At 63.9% G+C, this 22,690-nt stretch carries 16 protein-coding genes; 6 read left to right on the top strand and 10 right to left on the bottom strand.

Annotated elements, in window-relative coordinates:
• Nucleotides 1–93: 93 nt before the first annotated feature.
• The 6 genes from NKJ93_RS32045 to NKJ93_RS32020 all read right to left on the bottom strand — a co-directional run bounded on the left by NKJ93_RS32045 (nt 94) and on the right by NKJ93_RS32020 (nt 6,402).
• Nucleotides 94–1,092 (bottom strand): ABC transporter ATP-binding protein, encoded by a 999-nt coding sequence (locus tag NKJ93_RS32045; RefSeq protein WP_023718925.1) that lies wholly within the window; start codon nt 1,090–1,092, stop codon nt 94–96.
• 15 nt (nt 1,093–1,107) lie between these two features.
• Nucleotides 1,108–2,169: a Gfo/Idh/MocA family protein gene (locus tag NKJ93_RS32040; RefSeq protein WP_023718924.1), complete on the bottom strand. Its 1,062-nt coding sequence runs from the start codon at nt 2,167–2,169 to the stop codon at nt 1,108–1,110.
• Nucleotides 2,166–3,005, bottom strand: a complete 840-nt coding sequence (locus tag NKJ93_RS32035) for a carbohydrate ABC transporter permease (RefSeq protein ID WP_023718923.1) — start codon at nt 3,003–3,005, stop codon at nt 2,166–2,168. The genes NKJ93_RS32040 and NKJ93_RS32035 overlap by 4 nt, the downstream gene beginning before the upstream one ends.
• Nucleotides 3,006–3,017: 12 nt before the next feature.
• Nucleotides 3,018–3,941 carry a carbohydrate ABC transporter permease gene (locus NKJ93_RS32030; protein ID WP_023718922.1) on the bottom strand — a complete coding sequence of 308 codons (924 nt, stop codon included), beginning with the start codon at nt 3,939–3,941 and terminating at the stop codon, nt 3,018–3,020.
• Between the two features lie 239 nt (nt 3,942–4,180).
• Entirely contained in the window at nt 4,181–5,440 is a 1,260-nt protein-coding gene (locus NKJ93_RS32025; protein WP_023718921.1) for an ABC transporter substrate-binding protein, read from the bottom strand.
• 2 nt (nt 5,441–5,442) lie between these two features.
• Nucleotides 5,443–6,402 (bottom strand): N-acetylmuramic acid 6-phosphate etherase, encoded by a 960-nt coding sequence (locus NKJ93_RS32020; RefSeq protein WP_023718920.1) that lies wholly within the window; start codon nt 6,400–6,402, stop codon nt 5,443–5,445.
• Between the two features lie 199 nt (nt 6,403–6,601).
• Here NKJ93_RS32020 and NKJ93_RS32015 point away from each other — a divergent pair, with 199 nt between their 5' ends.
• From NKJ93_RS32015 to nagA, 4 genes are read left to right on the top strand one after another with little or no spacing between them, the layout of a single operon-like run.
• Entirely contained in the window at nt 6,602–7,483 is an 882-nt protein-coding gene (locus NKJ93_RS32015; protein WP_023718919.1) for a glucosamine kinase nucleotide-binding domain-containing protein, read from the top strand.
• Complete coding sequence (locus NKJ93_RS32010) at nt 7,480–8,262, top strand: GntR family transcriptional regulator (protein ID WP_023718918.1); 783 nt, start codon at nt 7,480–7,482, stop codon at nt 8,260–8,262. The genes NKJ93_RS32015 and NKJ93_RS32010 overlap by 4 nt, the downstream gene beginning before the upstream one ends.
• Nucleotides 8,259–9,290, top strand: coding sequence for an SIS domain-containing protein (locus NKJ93_RS32005; RefSeq protein WP_352593301.1), 1,032 nt, complete (start codon nt 8,259–8,261; stop codon nt 9,288–9,290). The genes NKJ93_RS32010 and NKJ93_RS32005 overlap by 4 nt, the downstream gene beginning before the upstream one ends.
• Nucleotides 9,287–10,459: an N-acetylglucosamine-6-phosphate deacetylase gene (nagA, locus tag NKJ93_RS32000; RefSeq protein ID WP_023718916.1), complete on the top strand. Its 1,173-nt coding sequence runs from the start codon at nt 9,287–9,289 to the stop codon at nt 10,457–10,459. Before NKJ93_RS32005 ends, nagA begins: the two co-directional genes overlap by 4 nt.
• 2 nt (nt 10,460–10,461) lie before the next feature.
• Here nagA and NKJ93_RS31995 read toward each other — a convergent pair whose 3' ends face one another.
• The 4 genes from NKJ93_RS31995 to NKJ93_RS31980 all read right to left on the bottom strand — a co-directional run bounded on the left by NKJ93_RS31995 (nt 10,462) and on the right by NKJ93_RS31980 (nt 19,015).
• Nucleotides 10,462–11,985: a malonate--CoA ligase gene (locus tag NKJ93_RS31995; RefSeq protein WP_352549622.1), complete on the bottom strand. Its 1,524-nt coding sequence runs from the start codon at nt 11,983–11,985 to the stop codon at nt 10,462–10,464.
• Nucleotides 11,986–12,024: 39 nt separating this feature from the next.
• A complete protein-coding gene (gene rpe / locus NKJ93_RS31990; RefSeq protein ID WP_352481407.1) occupies nt 12,025–12,702 on the bottom strand; it encodes a ribulose-phosphate 3-epimerase in 678 nt (225 codons plus the stop codon).
• Between the two features lie 240 nt (nt 12,703–12,942).
• Nucleotides 12,943–16,797, bottom strand: a complete 3,855-nt coding sequence (locus NKJ93_RS31985) for a DUF7929 domain-containing protein (protein WP_352593299.1) — start codon at nt 16,795–16,797, stop codon at nt 12,943–12,945.
• 10 nt (nt 16,798–16,807) lie between these two features.
• Nucleotides 16,808–19,015 (bottom strand): hypothetical protein, encoded by a 2,208-nt coding sequence (locus tag NKJ93_RS31980; protein WP_502904413.1) that lies wholly within the window; start codon nt 19,013–19,015, stop codon nt 16,808–16,810.
• Nucleotides 19,016–19,336: 321 nt separating this feature from the next.
• Here NKJ93_RS31980 and dnaK point away from each other — a divergent pair, with 321 nt between their 5' ends.
• Nucleotides 19,337–21,253 (top strand): molecular chaperone DnaK, encoded by a 1,917-nt coding sequence (gene dnaK, locus NKJ93_RS31975; protein ID WP_023718912.1) that lies wholly within the window; start codon nt 19,337–19,339, stop codon nt 21,251–21,253.
• Between the two features lie 212 nt (nt 21,254–21,465).
• Nucleotides 21,466–22,596, top strand: a complete 1,131-nt coding sequence (dnaJ, locus tag NKJ93_RS31970) for a molecular chaperone DnaJ (protein ID WP_023679852.1) — start codon at nt 21,466–21,468, stop codon at nt 22,594–22,596.
• The last annotated feature ends 94 nt before the right edge of the window (nt 22,597–22,690 follow it).

The following is a 22,690-nucleotide window of genomic DNA, read 5'->3' as shown; positions in this document are numbered from 1 at the left end:
ACTGCCATCGCGATTCCCTCAGACCGTCCACCTCAGAGAATCACAATCAGCGAATTACGCAACAGGCCCGCAAGGGGAGAAGGAAGAGGGGCGCTACTTCATCACCTTGCCATCCGCTCCAAACCGATAGGTCTTTACCGGATCCGGCGTCGCATAGAGCGTGGTGCCGGGTTCGGCATTGTAGACGCCAAAAATGCGCACGGTGATCAAGCCGGCCTTCTCGCAGTCGAGATAGAGGTTGGTGTCGGCGCCGAGGTGCTCGGCATGCACGACCGTGCCTTTCCAGGCGCCGGATTTGGGATCGACGGTCAAATGTTCGGGCCGGACGCCGATGGTCTTTGCCGTTTCGCCAAGCCTGGTGCCGTCGACGAAATTCATCTTCGGTGAGCCGATGAAGCCGGCGACGAATTCATTTGCCGGCGAATTGTAAAGCTCCATCGGGCCGCCGATCTGCTCGATCTTGCCTGCGTTGAGGACCACAATCTTGTCGGCCAGCGTCATCGCCTCGACCTGGTCGTGGGTGACATAGATCATCGTCGCCTTCAGCCGACGGTGCAGCTGGGCGATCTCCAGCCTGGTGTTGACGCGCAGTGCGGCATCGAGGTTCGACAGCGGCTCGTCGAACAGAAAAAGCTTGGGTTCGCGCACCACGGCGCGGCCGATGGCGACGCGTTGACGCTGGCCGCCGGACAATTCGGCCGGGCGCCTTTCGAGGTAGGGCTCCAGCGACAGCATCGACGAGGCGATGCCGATGCGGCGGTCGATCTCGGCCGCCGGCGTGCCCGCCTGCTTGAGGCCGAGGCCCATATTGTTCTTCACCGTCAGATGCGGGTAGAGCGCATAGGTCTGGAACACCATGGCGATGCCGCGCTTGGCCGGCGGCGTGGCGGAAACGTCCGCCCCGTCGATGACCACGCGGCCCGAGGTCGAGTCCTCCAGCCCGGCAATGACCCTGAGCAGCGTCGACTTTCCGCAGCCGGATGGACCGACGAAGACGACGAACTCGCCATCCGTCACCTCGAGGTTGATGCCCTTCAGCACCTCGACCGGCCCGAAGGCCTTTTTCACGTTCTCGATGTTCAGCGAGCCCACGGCTTCGTCCCTGTTCTAGAGTTTCACGGCGAGGCCGCTGCGCACGCTCTCGTCGGCGGCAAGGCAGACGGCGAGCGACTTCACCGCGTCGTCCATGTGGCGGCCAAGATCGAGGTCCTCGCGGATCGCCTTCAGCACAAACGCCTGTTCGAGGTCACAGAGGTCCTGATGGCCGGGCTCGCCTTCCATCGACAGCATCTCGTCCGGTTTGGCGAACTTGCCGTCCGCGCCGGTTGCAGCACTGTGCAGGCGGATGGTCGAGGTCTTGGTGTGGGTGTCGATGTCGTCGGACCTGACGCCCTCCTTCATGACGATCGACACGCAGCCGTTGGGCGAGATCACGTCTTTGACGAAGAAAGCCGTCTCCGAAATCATCGGCCCCCAGCCGGCCTCGTACCAGCCGACCGAACCGTCGTCGAACAGCACCTGCAGGTGGCCGTAATTGTACATCGTGGGCGCAATCTCGTCGCTCAGCCGCAGCCCCATACCGCGCACCTCGACCGGCCTGGCGTCGGTGATCTGCAGCATCACGTCGAGATAATGCACGCCGCAGTCGACGATCGGCGACGTCGTTTGCATCAGCTGCTTGTGCGTCTCCCAGCTGTGTCCGGAGGATTGCTGGTTGAGATTCATGCGGAACACGTACGGGCCGCCGAGCTTCCGCGCCTCGGCGATCAGCCTGATCCAGGACGGGTGGTGGCGCAGGATGTAGCCGATCACCAGTTTCTTGCCGTTGGCCTTGGCCGCGGCTACGACGCGTTCTGCGTCCGCGACCGTCGTTGCCAGCGGCTTTTCGACAAAGACGTGGCAGCCAGCCTCGAATGCCTTGACCGCATAATCGGCATGGCTGTCGGAATAGGTGGCGATGCAGGCGACGTCAGGCCGTTCGTCACGCAGCGCCTCGTCGAATGAACGCCGGATGCCATAGCTCGAAAGCCCTTCCGGCAGCGGCACATCCGAGCGGTTGACCAGTGCGGTAATCTGGAAGCCCGGGTTGGTGTGATAGGCCAGCGCATGGCTGCGCCCCATATTGCCGAGCCCGGCGACGACGACGCGAAGGGGTGTTTGCGAACTCACTTGACCGCTCCCGAAGTGATGCCGCGGATCAGCTGCCGCGAGAAGATGACGTAGAGGATCAGCACCGGCATGATCGCCAGCGACAGTGCGGCCAGAATGGCGTTCCAGTTGGTGACAAACTGGCCGAGGAACAGCTGCGCGCCGAGCGTCACCGTCTTGGTCTCCTCCGACGGCGCCAGGATCAGCGGGAACCACAGGTCGTTCCAGATCGGGATCATGGTGAAGACCGCGACCGTCGCCATCGATGGCCGCACAAGCGGCAGCACCAGCCGGAAGAAGATGGTGTATTCGGACAGGCCGTCGATCCTGCCGGCATTCTTCAGATCGTCGGAGACTTGCTTCATGAATTCCGACAGGATGAAGACGGCGAGCGGCAGGCCTTGCGCCGTGTAGACCAGGATCAGCGCCGTCAGCGTGTTGACCAGCCCGCTCGCCACCATCAGCTGCAGGATGGCGACGGTGCCGAGGCGGATCGGGATCATGATGCCGAGCGCCAGGTAAAGCCCCATCAGCGAATTGCCGCGGAAGCGGTATTCCGACAGCGCGAAAGCCGCCATGGCGCCGAACAGAAGCACGAAGAACAGCGAGGCGACGGTGACGACAAGGCTATTCTGGAAATAGTGGATGAAGTCGCCCTGGCCGATCACCGTGGTGTAGCCGATCAAGTCGAAGGTCCCTGGCGTCGGCGGCGTCAGCGGCGCGCCGAAGATACCGGCACGTGATTTGAACGAATTCATGATCACGAGGATCACCGGAAACAGCGCGATCGCGGTGTAGGTCAGAAGGATCGCATGCGCGCCGATGGTGCGGGGCAGCGAACGGGTTGCGGTGCTCATGGTCACGCTCCCCTAAAACTGGTAGCGACGCAAGCGCGTCTGCACGAGGAATAGGTAGACGCAGACGCCGCCGAGGATGATCAGGAACATCATCGTGGCGATCGCCGCGCCCATATTGGGGTCGCCGACCTGCAGCTGGAAACCGAAGAAGGCGCGGTAGAGGAAGGTGCCGAGGATATCGGTCGAATAGTTCGGCCCGGCCAAGGCGCCTTGCGCCGTGTAGATCAGGTCGAAAGCGTTGAAATTGCCGACAAAGGTCAGGATCGAGATAATGCCGATCGACGGCAGGATGAGCGGCAGCTTGATCTTCCAGAATTGCGCCATGCCGGTGATGCCGTCGCATTCGGCGGCCTCGATCACCTCTTCGGGGATGGACAGCAGTGCCGCATAGATCAGCATCATCGGGATGCCGACGAACTGCCACACTGAGATCAGGCTGAGCGCGGTCAGTGCATATTGCGCCTTGCCGAGCCAGGGCGTGAACAGGCTTTTCAGGCCGACAAGGTCCATCATATGCGGCGCCACGCCCCATAGCGGCGACAGTATCAGCTTCCAGGCGAAGCCGACGATAACGAAGGACAGGATCGTCGGCACGAAGATTGCCGTGCGGTAGAAGGCGGAAAACCGCAATCGGGGGCTGGACAGAAGTGCTGCCAAAAGGACGCCGATCGGGTTCTGCACCAGCATGTGGATGATGAAGAACCAGACATTGTTCCGCAGCGCGTTCCAGAAATTGACCGACCAGTTGGGATCACCGAACAGCATGCGGAAATTTTCCAGTCCGACGAACACCTGCGACTGGTTGATGTTGCGGAACAGCGACAGCTGCAGCGTGCCGGCCAGCGGCAAGATCATGATCGCCGTGTAGACCAGCAACGCCGGTGCCAGGAAAACGCCGATATGCCAGCGGAACGGTCTTTTCGGTGCTGCGGCCATGCGTTCGGTCCCCGCCGATCAGGTCTTGCTATTGCCGTCAAAAGCCACGGCGCCTCCCTCCCCCTCGAGGGGAGGGTGCCTCGCGAAGCGAGGCGGGTGGGGTCGGCCGAGGCAGCGCGCCATCGTCGTTCGACCGTGCTTTCCAGCAACGATCAAGCTGCCGCCTGCCTCGACCGACCCCCTCTGTCGCCTTTGGCGACATCTCCCCTTCAAGGGGGGAGATATCGCTTCGCCGCGCCTTACTTCGCCGGCTTGTACCAGCTGTCGAGGCCGTCCTGCAGCTTCTTGGCGGCAGCTTCCGGCGTGTCGGTGCCGTTGATGACGTTGGCCGATTCAACCCACGTCTCGTTTTCGAGGTTCGGCGTGCCGCGCGACAGGATCTGGTAGGTCGAGCGGATCGTCGACTTGCACTTGCCGCGCCAAGAGACGAATTCCTGGGCCAGCGGGTCTTCCATCTTCACCGGCGTGTTGTTCAGGCTGAAGAAGCCGGGCAGCGCGTTGGCGTAGATGGTAGCGAAATCCGGCGAGGCCACCCAGGACAGGAAGGTCTTGGCCGCATCCGCGTTCTTCGAGGCCGCATTGAGGCCCATGCCGATATCGGTGTGGTCGGAGATGTAGCAGGTGTCGCCGGCCTTCTGCACCGGCGGCGGGAAGGCGCCCATCTTGAATTGCGCCTGCGTGTTGAACAGGCCAATTTCCCACGAGCCGGCCGGGTAGATGGCGGCGCGGCCGAGCGTGAACAGGTTCTGGCTGTCCGGATAGGTCTGCGCCTCGAAGCCGTCGCCGAGATAGTCCTTCCACTTGGCCAGTTCCTTGTAGGGCTCGACCCACTGCGGATCGGTCAGCTTCTGCTCGCCCTTGATCAGCGCCAGGCGGCCTTCCTCGCCCTTCCAGTAATTCGGGCCGATGTTCTGGTAGCCCATGGTCGCGGCTTCCCAGAGATCCTTGGTGCCCATCGCCATCGGGATGTAGGTGCCGTCGGCCTTGATCTTGTCGAGCGCGGCGTAGAACTCCTCATTGGTCGTCGGCACCTTGATGCCGAGCTTGTCGAAGGCGTCCTTGTTGTAGATGAAGCCATGGATGACCGAGGCCATCGGCACGCAGAAGCTCGACTTGCCGTCGTCGGTCTGCCAGGCGGCCTTGGCAACATCGGAGAAGTTCTCCATGCCGGGCAGCGTCGAGATATCGGCGAGATTGCCCTTCTTGAAGAGTTCCAGCGATTTGTCGAACGGGCGGCAGGTGATCAGGTCGCCGGCCGAGCCGGCGGCGAGCTTGGCGCCGAGGGCGGCGTCATATTCGGTCGGCGCCGACGGTGCGAACACCACCTTGATGCCGGGGTTCTTGGCCTCGAAAGCCGGGATCAGCTTGTCCTTCCAGATGGCAAGGTCGTCGCCGCGCCAGCTTTCGATGTTGAGCGTTACGTCGTCGGCATAAGCCACCCCGGCGGTGCCGAGAATGCTGGTGCCGAGAAGAAGTGCCGTCAGTAGCTTCGTTGTCATGCTCAGTCTCCCTGTTGACCTTTTTCAGGTTCGGTTTTGATGAGAACGGAGGCATTGCGCCCCTTGCTCCCCTCGATCGCGGAAAGGGCTGGCCGCAGCTTGTGGCCGGTCCCTTCCAGTATCTTCTCGGCCGCATCGGCGCTGGCGGCGCCGGCGGCGAGCAGAATAGCGGTCTTGACGACGCCGCCGCTCTTATCGAGCAGGCGCGCCGCCTCGTCCTTGTCGCGCCCGCTGACGGCGGCAACGATGCGTGCGGCGCGGTCGCGCAGCTTGATGTTGTCGGCCGTGAGGTTGACCATGTAGCCATCATGGACATGGCCGAGATGGATGGCTGCCAGCGTCGACAGCATGTTGAGTGCGATCTTCTGGGCGGTACCGGCACCCATGCGCGTCGAGCCGGCAATCAGCTCGGGCGGCGTTTCGAGCAGGATGGCGATGTCGGCCAGCCGCAGCAGCAGCGCATCCCCGTTGTTGGCGACAGCAATGGTCGCCGCGCCGCGGCGCCTGGCATCCTCGATCGCCCTGACAGCATAAGGCGTCGAGCCGCTGGCCGAGACGGCGATCAGGCAGTCGCCCTTGCCAACGCCGGCGGCGGCGACCGCTGCCGAAGCTTCGTCAGTGTCATCCTCCGGCCCGCCGGCCAGTGTCTTGAAAGCTTCGTCGCCGCCAGCGATCAGGATGGCGATACGGTCGCGCTGGATGCCGAAAGTGCCCGGCAGCTCCAGCGCATCGGCCAATGCCATCAGGCCCGAGCTGCCGGCGGCTGCATAGGCGAGCTTGCCGCCGCTTTTCAGTCTGCTTGCGATGATTTCGGCTGCCGCGGCAATGGCAGGAATGGCGCCGTGAACGGCCTTGGCGGCCTCGATCTGCGCGTTGGCCAAAGAGGAAAGGACGGCTTCCGGGGCCTGGATATCCAGTCCCTCGGCATTGTGGTGAAGCGCTTCGGTGCGCGTTTCGGCCATCCGCTTTCCTCCAATCGAGAAAACCATACCAAAAAAATACCACTTGTCCACACGCATTAATCAAATCCTTGCGGTGGCGCAGGCTTGCGGACGAAATCAGCTGATTTTCCAACAAACTACGCCTTAACTTTTTTGAAACGGAAATTAATCCTTGGCTATTGGTATTTTATTGGTATTATCCGTCTGGAGGAGAAATCGCGTGAAATTCGTGCTCGGCATCGATGGCGGCGGCACCAGCTGCAGGGCGGCCCTTGCGACGGCCGATGGCAGCGTCCTCGGCCGCGCCAAAAGCGGCGCCGCCAACATCCGAACCGATCTCACCGGCGCCAGGGCCAACATCGTCGACGCGGCGCAGCAGGCCTTTGTCGCCGCGGGCAGAGATCCCGGACTGATCCCGCAAACTCCGGCCATTCTCGGCCTAGCCGGCGCCAATGTCGGCACCTACAGGCAGCAGCTCGAAGCGATCTTGCCGTTCCGCATCAGCCGTGTCGAGACCGACGCCGAGATCGCGCTGGAAGGCGCGGTCGGCTCTGGTGACGGCGCCATGGCCATACTCGGCACCGGCACCGCCTATATGGCGCGCAAGAACGGCCGATCGCGTGCCATCGGCGGCTGGGGGTTCCAGGTCGGCGACCAGGGCAGCGGCGCCCGCATCGGCCGCGACCTGCTCGAGCAGACGCTGCTCGCCTATGACGGCATCCGCGAAGGATCGCCACTGACGCAGGCCATGCTCGCCATCTTCCGCAACAATCCCGAGGATGTGGTCGAATTCACCACCAATGCCAAGCCCGGCGATTTCGGCGGCTTCGCACCCAAGGTGTTCGAACATGCCGAAAAAGGCGACGTCGTCGCTATCTGGATCCTCGACAAGGCGGTGGCCGATGTCGAGGCAGCACTTGGCGTGCTCGACCTTGGTGGCGACGATCCGCTTTGCCTGCTCGGCGGCCTGGCGCCGCTTTACGCGCCGCGCCTGTCGGCGCGCTACCGGGCGCTGCTGAAGCCGCCGCTCGACGACGCGCTGGGCGGCGCGGTTCAGATGGCGGTTCGGATTTTTACGAAGGCGGCGGAGGCGGCGCGATGAGCGACGCCGCCGACCAGATTTTCGCGGCGCTGAGACAATCGTCGCAGAGTGGCGCGCCACTCTATCTGCAGCTGAGGAAAAGCATCGAGGACGCCGTCAAACGCGGGCTGATCGGACCGGGCGATGCGCTGCCTTCCGAGCGCGACATCGCCAGCAAGGCCGATATTTCGCGCGTCACCGTGCGCAAGGCGGTGCAGGACCTGGTCAAGGGCGGCATCCTCGTCCAGCGTCATGGTTCCGGCACCTTCGTTGCGCCGCGCATGGAGCGCGTCGAGCAGTCCCTGTCGATGCTGACCTCGTTTACCGAGGACATGGCACGGCGCGGCATGGCGGTGCGTTCGGCCTGGCTCGACCGCGGCCTCTATCCGCCATCGCCCGACGAGATGATGGTGCTCGGCCTGGCGTCGAACGAATTGGTGGCGCGCGTCGCGCGCCTGCGCATTGCCAACGACACGCCGCTGGCGATCGAGCGCGCCTCACTATCGACAAGCGTGCTGCCCGATCCGGCGGCGATCGGTTCGTCGCTCTACGCGGCGCTGGAAAAGACCGGCAACAGGCCGGTGCGGGCGGTGCAGCGCATTTCCGCCACCAATCTCGGCGATGGCGACGCGCATCTGCTGGAAGTGCCGCCGGGCATTGCCGGCCTGCACATCGAGCGTATCTCCTATCTGGCGAGCGGCAAGGTGATCGAGTTCACCCGCTCCATCTACAGGGGCGACGCTTATGATTTTGTCGCCGAACTCCGGCTGAGCGGGCCGGGCGAAGAGGGCAGGCCATGACCGCAACAATGACCCATATGCGGCGCGAGATCGAGGAGATCCCCGAGGCCACCGCCCGCCTGCTCGACGGCTCGGCCGCGGTGCTGACGGAAGCCGGGCGCGGCATTCGCGAGCGCGATCCGAATTTCATCGTCACAGTGGCGCGCGGCTCGTCCGACCATGCCGCGACCTTCATGAAATATGCCGTGGAGCTGACCGCCGGGCTGGCGGTCGCATCGGTCGGCCCGTCGATCGCCTCGATCTATGGCGCCAAGCTGAAGCTGGGCGGCTCGGCCTGCCTGGCGATCTCGCAGTCGGGCAAGAGCCCGGACATCGTTGCGATGGCGCGAGCGGCGCGGGCCGGCGGTTCGCTGACCGTCGCCATCACCAACACCGCCGATTCGCCGCTCGCGCGGGCTTCGGACTACGCGATCGACATCCTTGCCGGACCGGAGCGCAGCGTCGCAGCGACGAAGACCTTCGTCAATTCGGCGGTCGCAGGGCTCGCTCTGATGGCGCATTGCACCGGCGACGACAAACTTCTGGCAGCACTTACCCGCTTGCCGGAGCATTTTCGGAAGGCGATCGCTTGCGACTGGATGGCGCTGGCCGGGGCACTCGAGACGCCGAACTCGCTGTTCATCCTTGGCCGGGGCCCGTCGGCGGCGATCGCCAACGAGGCGGCGCTGAAATTCAAGGAAACCTGCGCCATGCATGCGGAAGCCTATAGTGCCGCCGAAGTCATGCACGGCCCGCTGGCGCTAGTCGGTCCCGGCTTCCCAGTGCTGGCGCTGGCTGCCCGCGATGCGTCCGAACCATCCGTCGCCGAGGCCGCCGACAGCCTGGCCGGCAAGGGCGCCGCTGTCTTTGTGACTTCGGACAAGGCAAAGAAGGCGCAGCCTCTGCCGCATGTCGCCACCGGTCATCCGCTGACCGACCCGCTGACACTGATCGTGTCGTTCTATGGTTTCGTCGAGGCTTTTGCCCGCCATCGCGGCCTCGACCCAGACACGCCGCCCAATCTGCGCAAGGTGACGGAAACGCTATGAGCGATCGCTTTGCGCTGACCGGCGCCCGGATATTCGATGGCGATGACTGGCACGACAATGCGGCGCTTGTCGTGCGCGACGGCCTCGTCGAGGCCATCGTTGCCGCCGGCGCCGTCCCATCCGGTGTTGCGCCTATCGAGACCGGCGGCGGTATGCTGGTTCCGGGTTTCGTGGATTTGCAGGTCAATGGCGGTGGCGGCGTCATGCTCAACGACCATCCCGACGTCCCCTCGATCGAGACCATCTGCCGGGCGCACGCGCCCTTCGGCACGACGGCGCTATTGCCGACGCTGATCACCGACACGTCCGAGATCACCGCCGCGGCGGTTGCCGCCGGAGCAGAGGCCGCACAACGGAAGGTGCCGGGCTTCCTAGGCCTGCATCTCGAAGGCCCGCATCTGTCGATCGCCCGCAAGGGCGCACATGACCCGGCCTTGATCCGGCCGATGCTAGATCCCGACCAGGCGATGCTGATCGCGACGCGGAAAAACCTGCCGGTGCTGCTGACTACGGTGGCGCCCGAATCCGTCGAGCCCGACCAGGTATCGGCGCTCAGCAATGCCGGCGTCATCGTCAGCATCGGCCATTCCGATACCGACTATGCCACGGCCCGCACCTTTTCCGAGGCCGGCGCAACGGTGGTCACCCATCTTTTCAACGCGATGAGCCAGATCGGCAATCGCGAGCCGGGGCTGGCGGGCGCGGCAATCGATACCGGCACATTCTATGCCGGCATCATCGCCGACGGTATCCATGTCGATCCGGCCACCATGGCCATCGCCTTGCGCGCCAAGCAGGGGCCGGGCAAGATCCTGCTCGTCACCGACGCCATGGCGACGATCGGCACCGACATGACCTCGTTCACGCTGAACGGTCGCACCATCCACCGCAAGGATGGCAGGCTGACACTTGCCGACGGCACGCTGGCGGGCGCGGATCTCGACATGATTTCCGCGGTGCGCTTCGTGCATCGCGTGGTCGGTCTCGACCTCGACGAAGCCTTGCGCATGGCCTCGCTCTATCCGGCGCAGGCGATCGGCCAGTCGCACCGGCTCGGGCGCTTCGCCAGGGGAACCGCCGCCAACATCGTTTCGTTGTCGGACGATCTGGACATGAAAAGCGTCTGGATCGACGGCGCCAGGGTTTTTGCAGCCAGCCCTGCTTGTTAGGGTTAGCCGGCTTTGGACGTATAGAGGTCTTTGTAGGCTTCGCGCAGCAGGTTCTTCTGCACCTTGCCCATCGTGTTGCGCGGCAGTTCGTCGACGAAGATCACCTGTTTCGGATGCTTGTACCTGGCGAGGTGCCCAGCGATGGCCTCGATGATCGCGGCGGCGCTGATCGTCGAGCCCGGCGCCCTCACCACGATCGCCGTGACACCCTCGCCGAAATCCGGATGGACAACGCCGATGACAGCGCTTTCGGCAACACCGGCAAGAGCGTCGATCTCGCTCTCCACTTCCTTCGGGTAGATATTGTAGCCGCCGGAAATGATCAGGTCCTTGCCGCGGCCGACGATGTGGACATAGCCGTCGGCATCGATCAGCCCGAGATCGCCGGTGATGAAGTAGCCGTCGTCGCGGAATTCCGCCCTGGTCTTTTCCGGCATGCGCCAGTAGCCGCAAAAGACGTTCGGGCCCTTGACCTCGATCATGCCGACCTCGCCCCGGGCAAGTGTTTCGCCGCCATCGGGATCGGAGATGCGCAGGCAGACGCCGGGCAAAGGGAAGCCGACCGTGCCGGCACGCCGCTCGCCCTCGTACGGGTTCGACGTGTTCATGTTGGTCTCGGTCATGCCGTAGCGCTCGAGGATGGCGTGGCCGGTGCGCTCGCGCCACGCTCTGTGCGTCTCGGCCAAAAGCGGTGCCGAGCCGGAAATGAACACCCGGATGTTTTTCGCCGCTTGCCGGTTCAAACCGTCCTGCTGCAGCAGGCGGACGTAGAAGGTCGGCACGCCCATCAGCGCGGTGGCGCGCGGCAGTAGCGAGACGATGCGGGTCGGGTCGAATTTGGTTTCGAACAGCATCGAGGCGCCGGCCATCAGGACGACATTGGTGGCGACGAAAAGGCCATGCGTGTGGAAAACCGGCAGCGCGTGAATCAGCACGTCTGCGGCAGTGAAGCGCCAGAGGTCGACCAGCACCCGCGCATTCGAGGCGAGGTTTTCGTGGCTGAGCATGGCGCCTTTCGAACGGCCGGTGGTGCCGGACGTGTAGAGGATCGCGGCAAGGTCGTCCGGTCCGCGCGCCACATCGTGGAAGTCCACGGCCGCCTCAGAGGCTCGATCAGTCAACGAACCCTCGCCCTTGCTGCCGAGTGTCGCGACCGCAGCGCCCGAGGTCTGCGCCAAAGCGCCGATCTCGCCCGCTCGCGCCGGGTCGCAGACGACCAGTCGCGGCTCGGCATCCCTGAAGAAATAGTCGAGCTCGGTCAGCGTATAGGCGGTATTGAGCGGCAGGAAGATCGCGCCGGCACGCAGGCAGGCGAGATAAAGGAAAATGGCCTCCGGGCTCTTCTCGACCTGAACGGCGACGCGGTCGCCGGCTTCGACGCCCAGCTGCGACAGCGCATGCGCCAGTTGAGCGGAGCGCGCCAGCGTCTCGCCATAGCTGATCGAGCGCCCATCCTCTGTCTCCATCAAAAGGCGTTCGGGCGCGGGCATCCGGGCACGGAAAGCATCGAACAGATGGTTGCTCATATTTCCCCCCGAGCGGCTGGTCCGGCCGGACGGCAGCGGTCAGCCGGCCGCCTTGTCCGCCGCTGCCCTGATTGCCTCGATGTTTGCCCGGTAGGCGTCGACGCTGCCGCCCTTGAAGATAGCCGCGCCGGCGACCAGCACGCTGGCGCCGGCCGCGGTGACAAGGGGCGCAGTTTCAGGCGAAATGCCGCCGTCGATCTCGATCCGGATCGGCCGGTTGCCGATCAGCGCCTTCATCCGCTTCACCTTGTCGACGATCGCTGGAATAAAGGCCTGGCCGCCGAACCCCGGATTGACCGTCATGATCAGGACCAGATCAAGCCGGTCGAGCACGTATTCGATCATCGTCTCCGGTGTCGCCGGGTTGAGCGACACGCCGGCCTTCTTGCCAAGGTTTTTGATCGTCTGCAGCGAGCGGTCGAGATGCGGCCCGGCTTCGGCGTGCACCGTGATGCCGTCGCAGCCGGCCTCGGCGAAGGCGGCCAGATAGGGGTCGGCCGGCGCGATCATCAGATGGCAGTCGAAAAACGCCTCGGTGCGGTTGCGGATCGCCTTGATCACCGGTGGCCCAAACGTGATGTTCGGGACGAAATGCCCGTCCATGACGTCGAGGTGGATCCAGTCGGCGCCGGCGGCCGTCACCGCCTCGACCTCGTCGCCGAGCTTCGAGAAATCGGAAGCCAGCACCGATGGCGCGATCAGGGTTTTTTTGCTCATGATGCGGCCTTCCCGTACGCCCCGGTTTGCGGACCCTCTGTCTGTATCGACTGCCTAGACCATGAGTCCGGAAAGTGGAAGCCGGTTTGTCCTTCCGCCGATGCAGCGGCTTCAGGTTTGCGCTGCCTTCTCATCTGCCCGCTGAAGAAAAACCCCGCCGGATCGCTCCGGCGGGTATTGGGTGACGAGTACGGTCACTGTTTGAAGTTCTGGATTTCCCGCGCCGTATCCTGCCGTATCCTATTGCTCCGGCTGCGGCTTGCGCCTTGGCACGACCTGCTGAGGAACATTCGGATTCAGCAGCAGGTTCGGCTCAAGCGTCGATTTCCTGCGGACCGGGACGCAGTCCGGATATCGTCCGACCGTTCCGATAGGGCAGCGCCGCTTGATGATCGGCTGGCACTGGCCATTGATCGGCCGCGCGCCCGGTGCGCATTCCAGCCGTGGTTTGCGGCAGGCGCCGTCGCGCAGCTCTGTCCCACGCGGACAGACGCAGGCGCCGCGCTTGTTGTGGATCTGGCCAGGTATCGGGCACTCCACCACAACCGGCTTCTTGCGCCTGCAGGCATTGCCCTGCAGTTCCGTGCCCCGGGGGCAGACGCAATCGCCGTTGGCGTCGTGGATCTGACCACGGATCGTGCACTGCTTGGGCTGCGGCCGAATTGGCCGGCAGGCATTGCCCCTGACTTCCGTACCCCTCGGGCAGATGCAATCGCCAGCGGCGTTATGGATCTGGCCCCGAATGGTGCACTGTTCGGGCTTTGGCTGGATTGGCCGGCAGGCATTGCCCCTGACTTCCGTACCTCTCGGGCAGACGCAATCGCCAGCGGCGTTGTGGCTCTGGCCACGAATGGTACACTCCTCGAGCTTTGGCTGGATTGGCCGGCAGACATTACCCCTGACTTCCGTGCCCCGCGGGCAGACGCACTCGCCGTTGGCGTTGTGGATCTGACCACGAATGGTGCACTGCTCCGGCTTCGGCTCGTTCCCCACGCAAGCGCCGTTCTCCAGCTCGGTCCCGCGCGGGCAGACGCAGCGTCCGTCCTCGGTACGGATCTGGCCTTTGAGCAGGACGCAAGGTTTTGGCTTCGGCACGATGACCGTGCCGCCGCCGGATGAGCATTGGCCGTTACGGAAGGTCGTGCCTGGCGGGCAGACGCAGTTGCCGGCGTCGTTCATGACAAAGCCTTGCGAGCATTCCTTCTTCACCTCATGCGTGATGATGAAGGGATGGCAGGCATGGGCCTTGCCGCGATCGCCCTGCACATTGGCGGCACCACGAGACAACACGTCGCCACCGCCTTGCACCGACGTGTTCGGAGACAGCACGCCGACGCAGTTCTGGCCGTTGACAGTGCCCTGCAGATTGGTCAGACGGCCATCGTCGGGAATGATCACGGTCACATTGTGCACATGGCTTTCCCCGGCGCCGAGCGTCAGTTGGGCGATGCAGGACAGAGGCAAGGTTGCCGGCTCCGGCGAGCAGCCGAAGGGCGGATCGATCGAGGTGATCGCAACGCCTTCCAGCCGGCCGAGGCCTTCGACGCCGATCGCATCGCCGATGCGAACCGGACCGGAGAAGGCGCTCGTCCCATCGTTCGTGATGGTGATCTCGAACGAGCAGGGCTGGCCGGGCTTGCACTCGGCGTCGCCGGTCTTCTCGACCCGGATGGTCGAGGCACCGCCGCCCTTGGCGCAGGCCTGGCCGATCGGATAGACGATATCGTCTCCCGGAGCCGGGCCGTAGGAGCCGCGTGCGCAGTTCTCGAATTCGCCGTTCGCGGCAACCGTAACGTCGAAATGGCGGCTGGTTCCAGGCGTCATAACGGCGCCGGGAATCTGGCACGACAGCGCATTGGCCGGAACCGGTCCGCAAGCCCATTCCGCACCGACTGGGGTGACGCTCTGGATCTGGACCTGCGCTCCACCGGCTATCACCGTCGCGGCATCGTTGACCCGCACCGGACCGGTCGGGGCTGTGGCGCCGAGGCTGATGACGGTAATGCGGCAGGAAACGACCGCAGCACCGGCCAGCGAGCCATTGCACACCTTGGTGATGCGCATGGCCGGCTGCCCGCCATTCGGATGACGGATGCGTTCCTTGGCGCAGGCCCTGTTGTTGGTGATGTCGTTCTCACCGGGAATGGCCTTCACCTCGGCGCAGTTCTCGACACTATCGGGCCGGAAGTTGGCCGGCATCACCGCCCTGACGACGATCGGCGTCGAGGCGCCCGGCATAAGCGCGATGCCGGGATTGTCGCAGCGGAACTTGCCGGAACCGTTCGGTCCGCACGTCCATGGCGGAGTCGGGCCGAAGGTCGAGGATGCCGGCGCGCCGCCCGGATAGGTATCGACGACCGTCAGCGGCCCGTTATAGAGGACGCTGCCATTGTTGATGATGTCGATCACGAAGGTGCAGACGCCATCGGCCGAACAGAATTCGGTGCGGGCGCGCTTCTTCAGGATCAGGTCGACCTTCTTCTCCACCGGTAGCCGGCAGTCGCGGCCACGATCGCCACGCCGGCAGACCGGGATCGACGCACAGCCGCGGTCGTTTTGCTGGCTGCCGAAAAGCGGCTTGCCGCTGGCGCCGTAATTGTAGGTGGCACAGTTGCGCAAAACGCTGCCTTGCCAGCCTGCGGCCGGCTTGAAGCCGAGCTCGAGGTCGACAGAGGCACCCGGATTGAGCGTGGTCACCGGATGAGTGCAAATCATCGGGGTGATTCCAGGCGCGCAGACCCAAGGCGGGTTCGGCCCTGAATCGAGGGTGGAGCCGGCCGGCAGGGTGACTTCGTCGAGCACGATCTTGCCGTAGTAGGGCGCATCGCCGACATTGGTGACCCTGATGGTGAAGTCGCAGCCGCCCGCCATCGTGCAACGTTGCACGTCGGCACGCTTTTCGACTTTCAGATCCGGTTCCTTGTCCTTCGGCGGGCACCTCTGGTCACGCGGGATGACGATGTCGATGGTCTGCGTACAGCACAGGCCCCAGCCCTCCTTCGGGCCGGCATAGGTTTCGATACCGGTGACGATGATGTGGATGACGTCGCCCGGTGAGGCGCCGACGATCTTCCAGTTGAGCACACCGCCGCCGGCCGGCACCAATTGGGTGTCGGGAATGATGGTGATGCCGGGTGTCGTCGTCGAAAGCTGCACCCATTTGCCAGCCATCTCTGGGCCGACCGGCATGTGGTAGATGAAGGCGCCGCCGCCGGGCACGCAATCGACCGTGCCTCGCTCCACCTTGAAGCATTCCTTGCCGGGAGGTGGAGGCGGCGGGTTGCACCTTGTGACGTCGATCTTGATCGACGTCTTTGCACCCGTGAGATAATTGCCGTCGTCCGGCTTGCCCGGATCCTGCGACGGGATTTCGATGCCGGCGCCGCGTTCGCGGCTCACCTTGACCATGCCCTGGTTGTGAACGATCGTCGGCGACGGAAACGCCGCATGGTCGATCTTGGCGGTGATCTGGAAGGTGATGGCGCGCTCGTTCGGAGCGCCGATGCCGTCGAGGTCGCTGGCGGAAATCCGGAAATCGGACACCGTCGCCTTATCGTCCGGGCCAGCCGAACTGCTGATTGTAGCGCCGGGCAGCGGTCCGCCGGATGCGTCGGTGCCGTCGCCGGTCACATGCACGCCGACAATCCGCAGGCCGTGCGGGAGCTGGTCCCTGAAATCGAGCCTGACCTTTTTCAGCATGGCCGCGAGGCCCGGGCTGGCAAAACCCTGCGGATTGCCACGCAAGCCAAAGCTCAGCGAGTATACGACATAGTCGCAGCCCCTCTGGCCGCCTTTCTTGGTGAAGAAGGGCACGATCCGGCCCGGCTCCGGGTTGACGATGCGGGGGTTGTCGAAATCGAGCTTGGGATCTGGAATGACAGTGCCTGCATCGGCAGGCTTGGCCTTGGCCGGAGCAAGGTCTTCAGCGAAGCCTTGCAGCGGGCTCAGCATGGCGACCGCGATACCGGCCGCCATCAGCCAGCGCGCGCTCCGCCTGGCGAGTGACAGGGGTTTCATGACGGTCTCCATGACGATTGATTGTTTGCCGGTTGATTGGCTGCTCGTCGCAAGCGGGGACTGTGCAAGATTGCTCATCTTCCCCTCCTCACGGTTCGCAGCTGACGGCTGGGGTTCTGAGCGGCAAGGTCATCTTGCAGCAAGGGTAGTAGCCACCCTTGTCGCGGTCGGACTGCCTGTAGAAGCAGAGCCCGACATCGACCCTGTCGCCAGGATAATGGCCGGTGATACCGATCGTGAATGGCGCGCCGGGCGCATGCGACAGGGGCGAAGTCACCCCGACGCCGGGCGTCCTGGACAGAGCCTTGATCGAATCGCCGCCGAAGCCGGTATGGTCATGAAGATAGAGATCGGCCTCGAGGCCGGAGGGCGTGCAGAAATACTCGACATCCTCGACATCAAGGCAAGGAGGCAGATTGCCGGGGGGCGGGAAGTCCGGCGGATAGAACGGTGGCAGATAGCCGCCCGGCACCTGCTCGTAATAGCCGGCACGGCCTTCGCAGGGGCGCCAGACCTCGACGTCGCCGACATGGCCTTCCACTTCCGGGTCTTCGAAATAAGTGTCGAAATCGACGAACCACGAGCCGAAAGGCGGCACGTTGGCCGGCCTGACCAGCGCCGTCGGCGTGATCTGCACGCCGTGCACGGCAAGCGGCCCCCCGGCTGCGAGCTGTTCGGCGAGCGCCGGGTTGTCGCGCAACTTGTCGCCGGTATCGACCAGCGTGTCGGTGCAGATGCCGGTATCGAGATTGCCTTCGGAATCGTAGCCATATTGCAGGTCGAGGCCGCCGGCCGACTGCCGGTTGTCTTGCGGGAAGCCGACCGCATATTCCTGCGGCACTTCCACCCAGACCGATTCCGTTGCCGGATCGTCCGGATTTTCGCGCCAGTAGCGGATGACCTCACCCTTGCCGGAATCGGCGAACTGGCTGTAGTCGTAGCGGTTTTCCACCGGGCCGCGCTGAGCCAGATACATGAAGCCCTTGTTGTCAAAGGCGATGTCGGTGACCGCGTAATCCTTGTCGGCCTTGACGGTCAGCTCCCAGCGCGGGTCGCCGAAGCTGCCGTCGCCGGCAATGCCCACCGACCAGATCTCCGCCTTTTCACTGAGCGAATAATAGAGCCGGCCGCCACGATAGGCGACCGACCAGACGCGGCGCTCGTCCATTGTGTAGCCCCAGCTATCGGGGTCCTCGCTGTCGAAGGCAGCACCCTGGATGTCCATCACCGAGCCGTCGTCGGCGACTGGGGGCAGCCCGTGCGCCGGGCGGCCGGCGACGCCGTGGTCGAACGTGTCGACTAGCGCGCCATTGGCGTCGATGCGGTGGATAAGGCCGGTGTCGAGATCGCTGGCGAAGAACTGGCGGTGGATATTGTCGAAAGTGACGTCGCCGATGCCGGGACCGCTATTGGCGTCGATATCGGCGAATTTCGAGACGGCGCCGGTGATGCCATCGATCTTCCAGATCGTTCCGGGGCCGCCGCCGTTTTCGGTGCCGAACTGGCCGTCCATGAAGACCGCGTCAGCCGTGCCGCGGCGCTGCCGCTCCGGCCGGCCGTCGGCGTCGCCGTCTGGTGTGACGACGCGGATGCCGTGCAGCGAGGTGGCGCCGGCATAGAGGTTTGGAATGGCCGAGGGAACGCCGTCGCGCACGCCGTCGTCATAAGTGATGCCGAACACCTGGCCGATTTGCTCGGCCGTGACCTCGAAGGGTGGCGGGGGGAAGACCAATTGGCCAGACGCCGGCCCGCCCAGCCTTGAAACGTCGAAGACGCGCAAGGTTGCGCGCGCCGTGTCGATGAAGGTCTCGTCGACCGGATCGACGCCCGGCGGCAGGCCTTCCTCGAAATTGGGGATGATGGTGCCAGAGAATCCGGTCACTGCCATCGAGCCGGGATAGATGATCTGGGTTTCCTGGGCCTGTGCCGAGCCGCCGAGCCAGAGCCCAGCGGCGAGTGCCAAAGCCGATAATCCGCTGGCAGCCTGGATTGCGCGGCGCAAATGGCCGGCACGAGAGCGCACGGACGCGCCATGGTCGCAAGACATGGATCTCCCCCCACAGGTCATGGGAGAAACATCCGGTCTCGGCGCGCAAATCAGGGCAAGGCGCGGCGTTCCGGCACGTTCATCCCTGATCGAATTGTCTGCTTTCCTCACCGTCATGATACGCCGGCGTCCGCGCAGGGTCAACGGAACCAGCGGAAAGCCCAGCGCATCGACCCGGTCCCGAAGGCGACTGTCGCGCTGAGTTCCTGCTGTTCCCGGAGACCATCGAGCCTCTGGATCTGTGGTCATGGGGCTTTCCTTTCCGGGGCCGCACCACGCGGCACCTGAGCGTCAGTCGCGAGGTGAGGCGGAAAGGTTCATGGACCGGGGCCGGGCCGGCTGGATCACGGCCGGAAAATACGGGCCTGCCGGTCCCGAATCCGATCAACCGCGATGAATGGTGAACGCCTTGCGCAGAATGCTTGCGCGCCACGCAGCCTGTTCTTATATACGCGCCAAGCCGTCCAGCGCCGAATGCCGGTTGCCGGAGCGGAATTTCTTGTGAACAGGGGCTTTCGTCGGAACGCCTGTACGGGTCCTGAGAGCCTGCTTAGCGGAGAGATTAGAGAAATGGCAAAAGTAATCGGTATCGATCTGGGAACAACCAACTCCTGTGTCGCCATCATGGACGGCAAGGAATCCAAGGTCATCGAGAATGCGGAAGGCGCGCGCACGACCCCTTCGATCGTCGCCATCAACAGCGACGGCGAGCGCCTCGTCGGCCAGCCGGCCAAGCGCCAGGCGGTCACCAATCCTGAAAACACCATTTTCGCGGTCAAGCGCCTGATCGGCCGCCGCTATGACGATCCGGTGACGGAGAAGGACAAGAAGCTTGTCCCCTACAAGATCGTCAAGGGCGACAATGGCGACGCCTGGGTCGAGGCCGGCGGCAAGAACCAGTCGCCCAGCCAGATCTCGGCGATGATCCTGCAGAAGATGAAGGAAACGGCGGAAGCCTATCTCGGCGAAAAGGTCGAGAAGGCGGTCATTACCGTTCCGGCCTATTTCAACGACGCCCAGCGCCAAGCCACCAAGGATGCAGGCAAGATCGCCGGCCTGGAAGTGCTGCGCATCATCAACGAGCCGACGGCGGCAGCACTTGCCTATGGCTTGGACAAGAAGGAAGGCAAGACGATTGCCGTCTATGACCTTGGCGGCGGCACGTTCGACATTTCGGTGCTCGAAATCGGCGACGGCGTGTTCGAAGTGAAGTCGACCAATGGCGACACCTTCCTCGGCGGCGAGGATTTCGACATGCGTTTGGTCGAATATCTGGCGGCCGAGTTCAAGAAGGAACAGGGTATCGACCTGCGGAACGACAAGCTCGCCCTGCAGCGCCTCAAGGAAGCGGCTGAAAAGGCCAAGATCGAGCTGTCGTCCACCACGCAGACCGAGATCAACCTGCCCTTCATCACCGCCGATGCCAGCGGCCCCAAGCACCTGACGCTAAAGCTGACGCGTGCGAAGTTCGAGAGCCTTGTCGAAGATCTCGTCCAGCGCACCATCGAGCCCTGCAAGGCGGCGCTCAAGGATGCCGGCCTCAAGGCCGCTGAGATCGACGAGGTCGTTCTGGTCGGCGGCATGACCCGTATGCCCAAGATACAGGAGATCGTGAAGCAGTTCTTCGGTAAGGAACCGCACAAGGGCGTCAACCCGGATGAGGTCGTCGCACTTGGCGCTGCCATCCAGGCCGGCGTGCTGCAGGGCGACGTCAAGGACGTGCTGTTGCTCGACGTGACGCCGCTGTCGCTCGGCATCGAGACGCTGGGCGGCGTATTCACGCGGCTGATCGAGCGCAACACGACGATTCCGACGAAGAAGAGCCAGGTGTTCTCGACGGCTGAGGATTCGCAGTCGGCGGTGACCATCCGCGTCTTCCAGGGTGAGCGTGAAATGGCCGCCGACAACAAGGCGCTCGGCCAGTTCGACCTGGTCGGCATCCCGCCTGCGCCGCGTGGCGTGCCGCAGATCGAGGTCACGTTCGACATCGACGCGAACGGCATCGTCAACGTTTCGGCCAAGGACAAGGGCACCGGCAAGGAGCACCAGATCCGCATCCAGGCGTCTGGCGGCCTTTCGGACGCTGACATCGAGAAGATGGTCAAGGATGCCGAGGCCAATGCCGAAGTCGACAAGAAACGTCGCGCACTGGTCGAGGCCCGCAACCAGGCCGAGGCTCTGGTGCATTCCTCGGAGAAGTCGCTGAAGGACTATGGCGATAAGGTCTCGGAGACCGACCGCACGGCGATTGCCGATGCGATCGCGGCGTTGAAGACCGCTGCCGAAGGCGATGATGTGACCGAGATCGAGGCCAAGACGCAGACGCTCGCCGAAGTCTCGATGAAGCTCGGCCAGGCGATGTACGAGGCTTCGCAGAAGGAAGCCGCCGAGGCCGACGCCAAGGCTGATGCCGCCAAGGACAGCGATGTGGTCGATGCCGATTTCGAGGAAATCGACGAAGACGACGAGAAGAAGAAGTCGGCCTGAACCGCCTGACGGTACAGGTAAGCAAAAAGCCCGGCGCACAGCCGGGCTTTTTTGCAACCCTTTGCCGGAAAAACGCCGAGCTACCCGAAAAAATGCGGACAAAGCCTCGTAGACACTGGCATCCCGGCTCCATCACACCTAAATCGGAACAGCGTGCCGGCAAACGACGCAACGATACTTCAAGACGTTGACTATCCGGACTGCGGGAAAACATGAAAGCTGATTTTTACGAAACGCTGGGCGTGCAAAAAGGCGCCGACGAGAAGGAGCTCAAGAGCGCTTTCCGCAAGCTGGCCATGCAGTTCCATCCCGACCGCAACCCAGGCGACCATGCCTGCGAGCACAAATTCAAGGAAATCAACGAAGCCTACGAAACGCTGAAGGACCCGCAGAAGCGCGCCGCCTACGATCGCTTCGGCCACGCCGCCTTCGAGCACGGCGGCATGAATGGCGGGGCGCAAGGCTTTGGCGCCGGCGGCTTCGCCGACATTTTCGAGGACATTTTCGGCGACATGATGGGCGGGCGCCAGCGTCGCTCGTCCGGCGGTCGCGAGCGCGGCGCCGACCTGCGCTATAATATGGAAATCACGCTGGAAGAGGCATTTTCCGGCAAGACCGCGCAGATCCGCGTGCCGGCATCGATCTCCTGCTCGGAATGCTCGGGCAGCGGCGCCAAGCCCGGCACCCAGCCCGTCACCTGCTCGATGTGCAACGGCCACGGCAAGGTGCGCGCCACGCAAGGGTTCTTCTCGATCGAGCGCACCTGCCCGCAATGCCAGGGGCGCGGCCAGACCATCAAGGATCCATGTCCGAAATGCGCCGGCCAGGGCCGCGTCACCGAGGAGCGCTCGCTGTCGGTCAACATCCCTGCCGGGATCGAGGACGGCACCCGCATCCGGCTTGCCAATGAGGGCGAGGCCGGCCTGCGCGGCGGCCCATCGGGCGATCTCTACATCTTCCTCGCGGTCAAGCCGCACGAGTTCTTCCAGCGCGACGGCGCCGATCTTTATTGCAAGGTGCCGATCTCGATGACGACGGCAGCACTTGGCGGCTCGTTCGAGGTGACGACATTGGACGGCACCCAGACGAAGGTGAAGGTGCCGGAAGGCACCCAGAACGGCCGCCAGTTCCGCCTCAAGGGCAAGGGCATGCCGGTGCTGCGCCAGCCCAATATCGGCGACCTCTACATCCAGACCGTGGTCGAGACGCCGCAGAACCTTTCGCGCCGCCAGCGCGAATTGCTGGAAGAATTCGAGCAGCTTTCCTCAAAGGACAATTCGCCCCAGTCGAGCGGATTTTTCGCCCGCATGAAGGACTTTTTCGAAACGTTCGGCGAGCATTGAAGCTGATCCCTGGAAACGCTTCCCGAGCGTCATCAACACCTTATCCGGGGATTCGCCTTGTCTTGCACCTCGTAGCTGCTAAGTAGCATGCGAG

It is taken from the genome of Mesorhizobium sp. M0028, assembly GCF_040323855.1.
Taxonomy (GTDB): domain Bacteria; phylum Pseudomonadota; class Alphaproteobacteria; order Rhizobiales; family Rhizobiaceae; genus Mesorhizobium.
The sequence above is the reverse complement of the archived record's forward strand: the minus strand, read 5'-3'. Positions and strand labels throughout refer to the sequence as shown.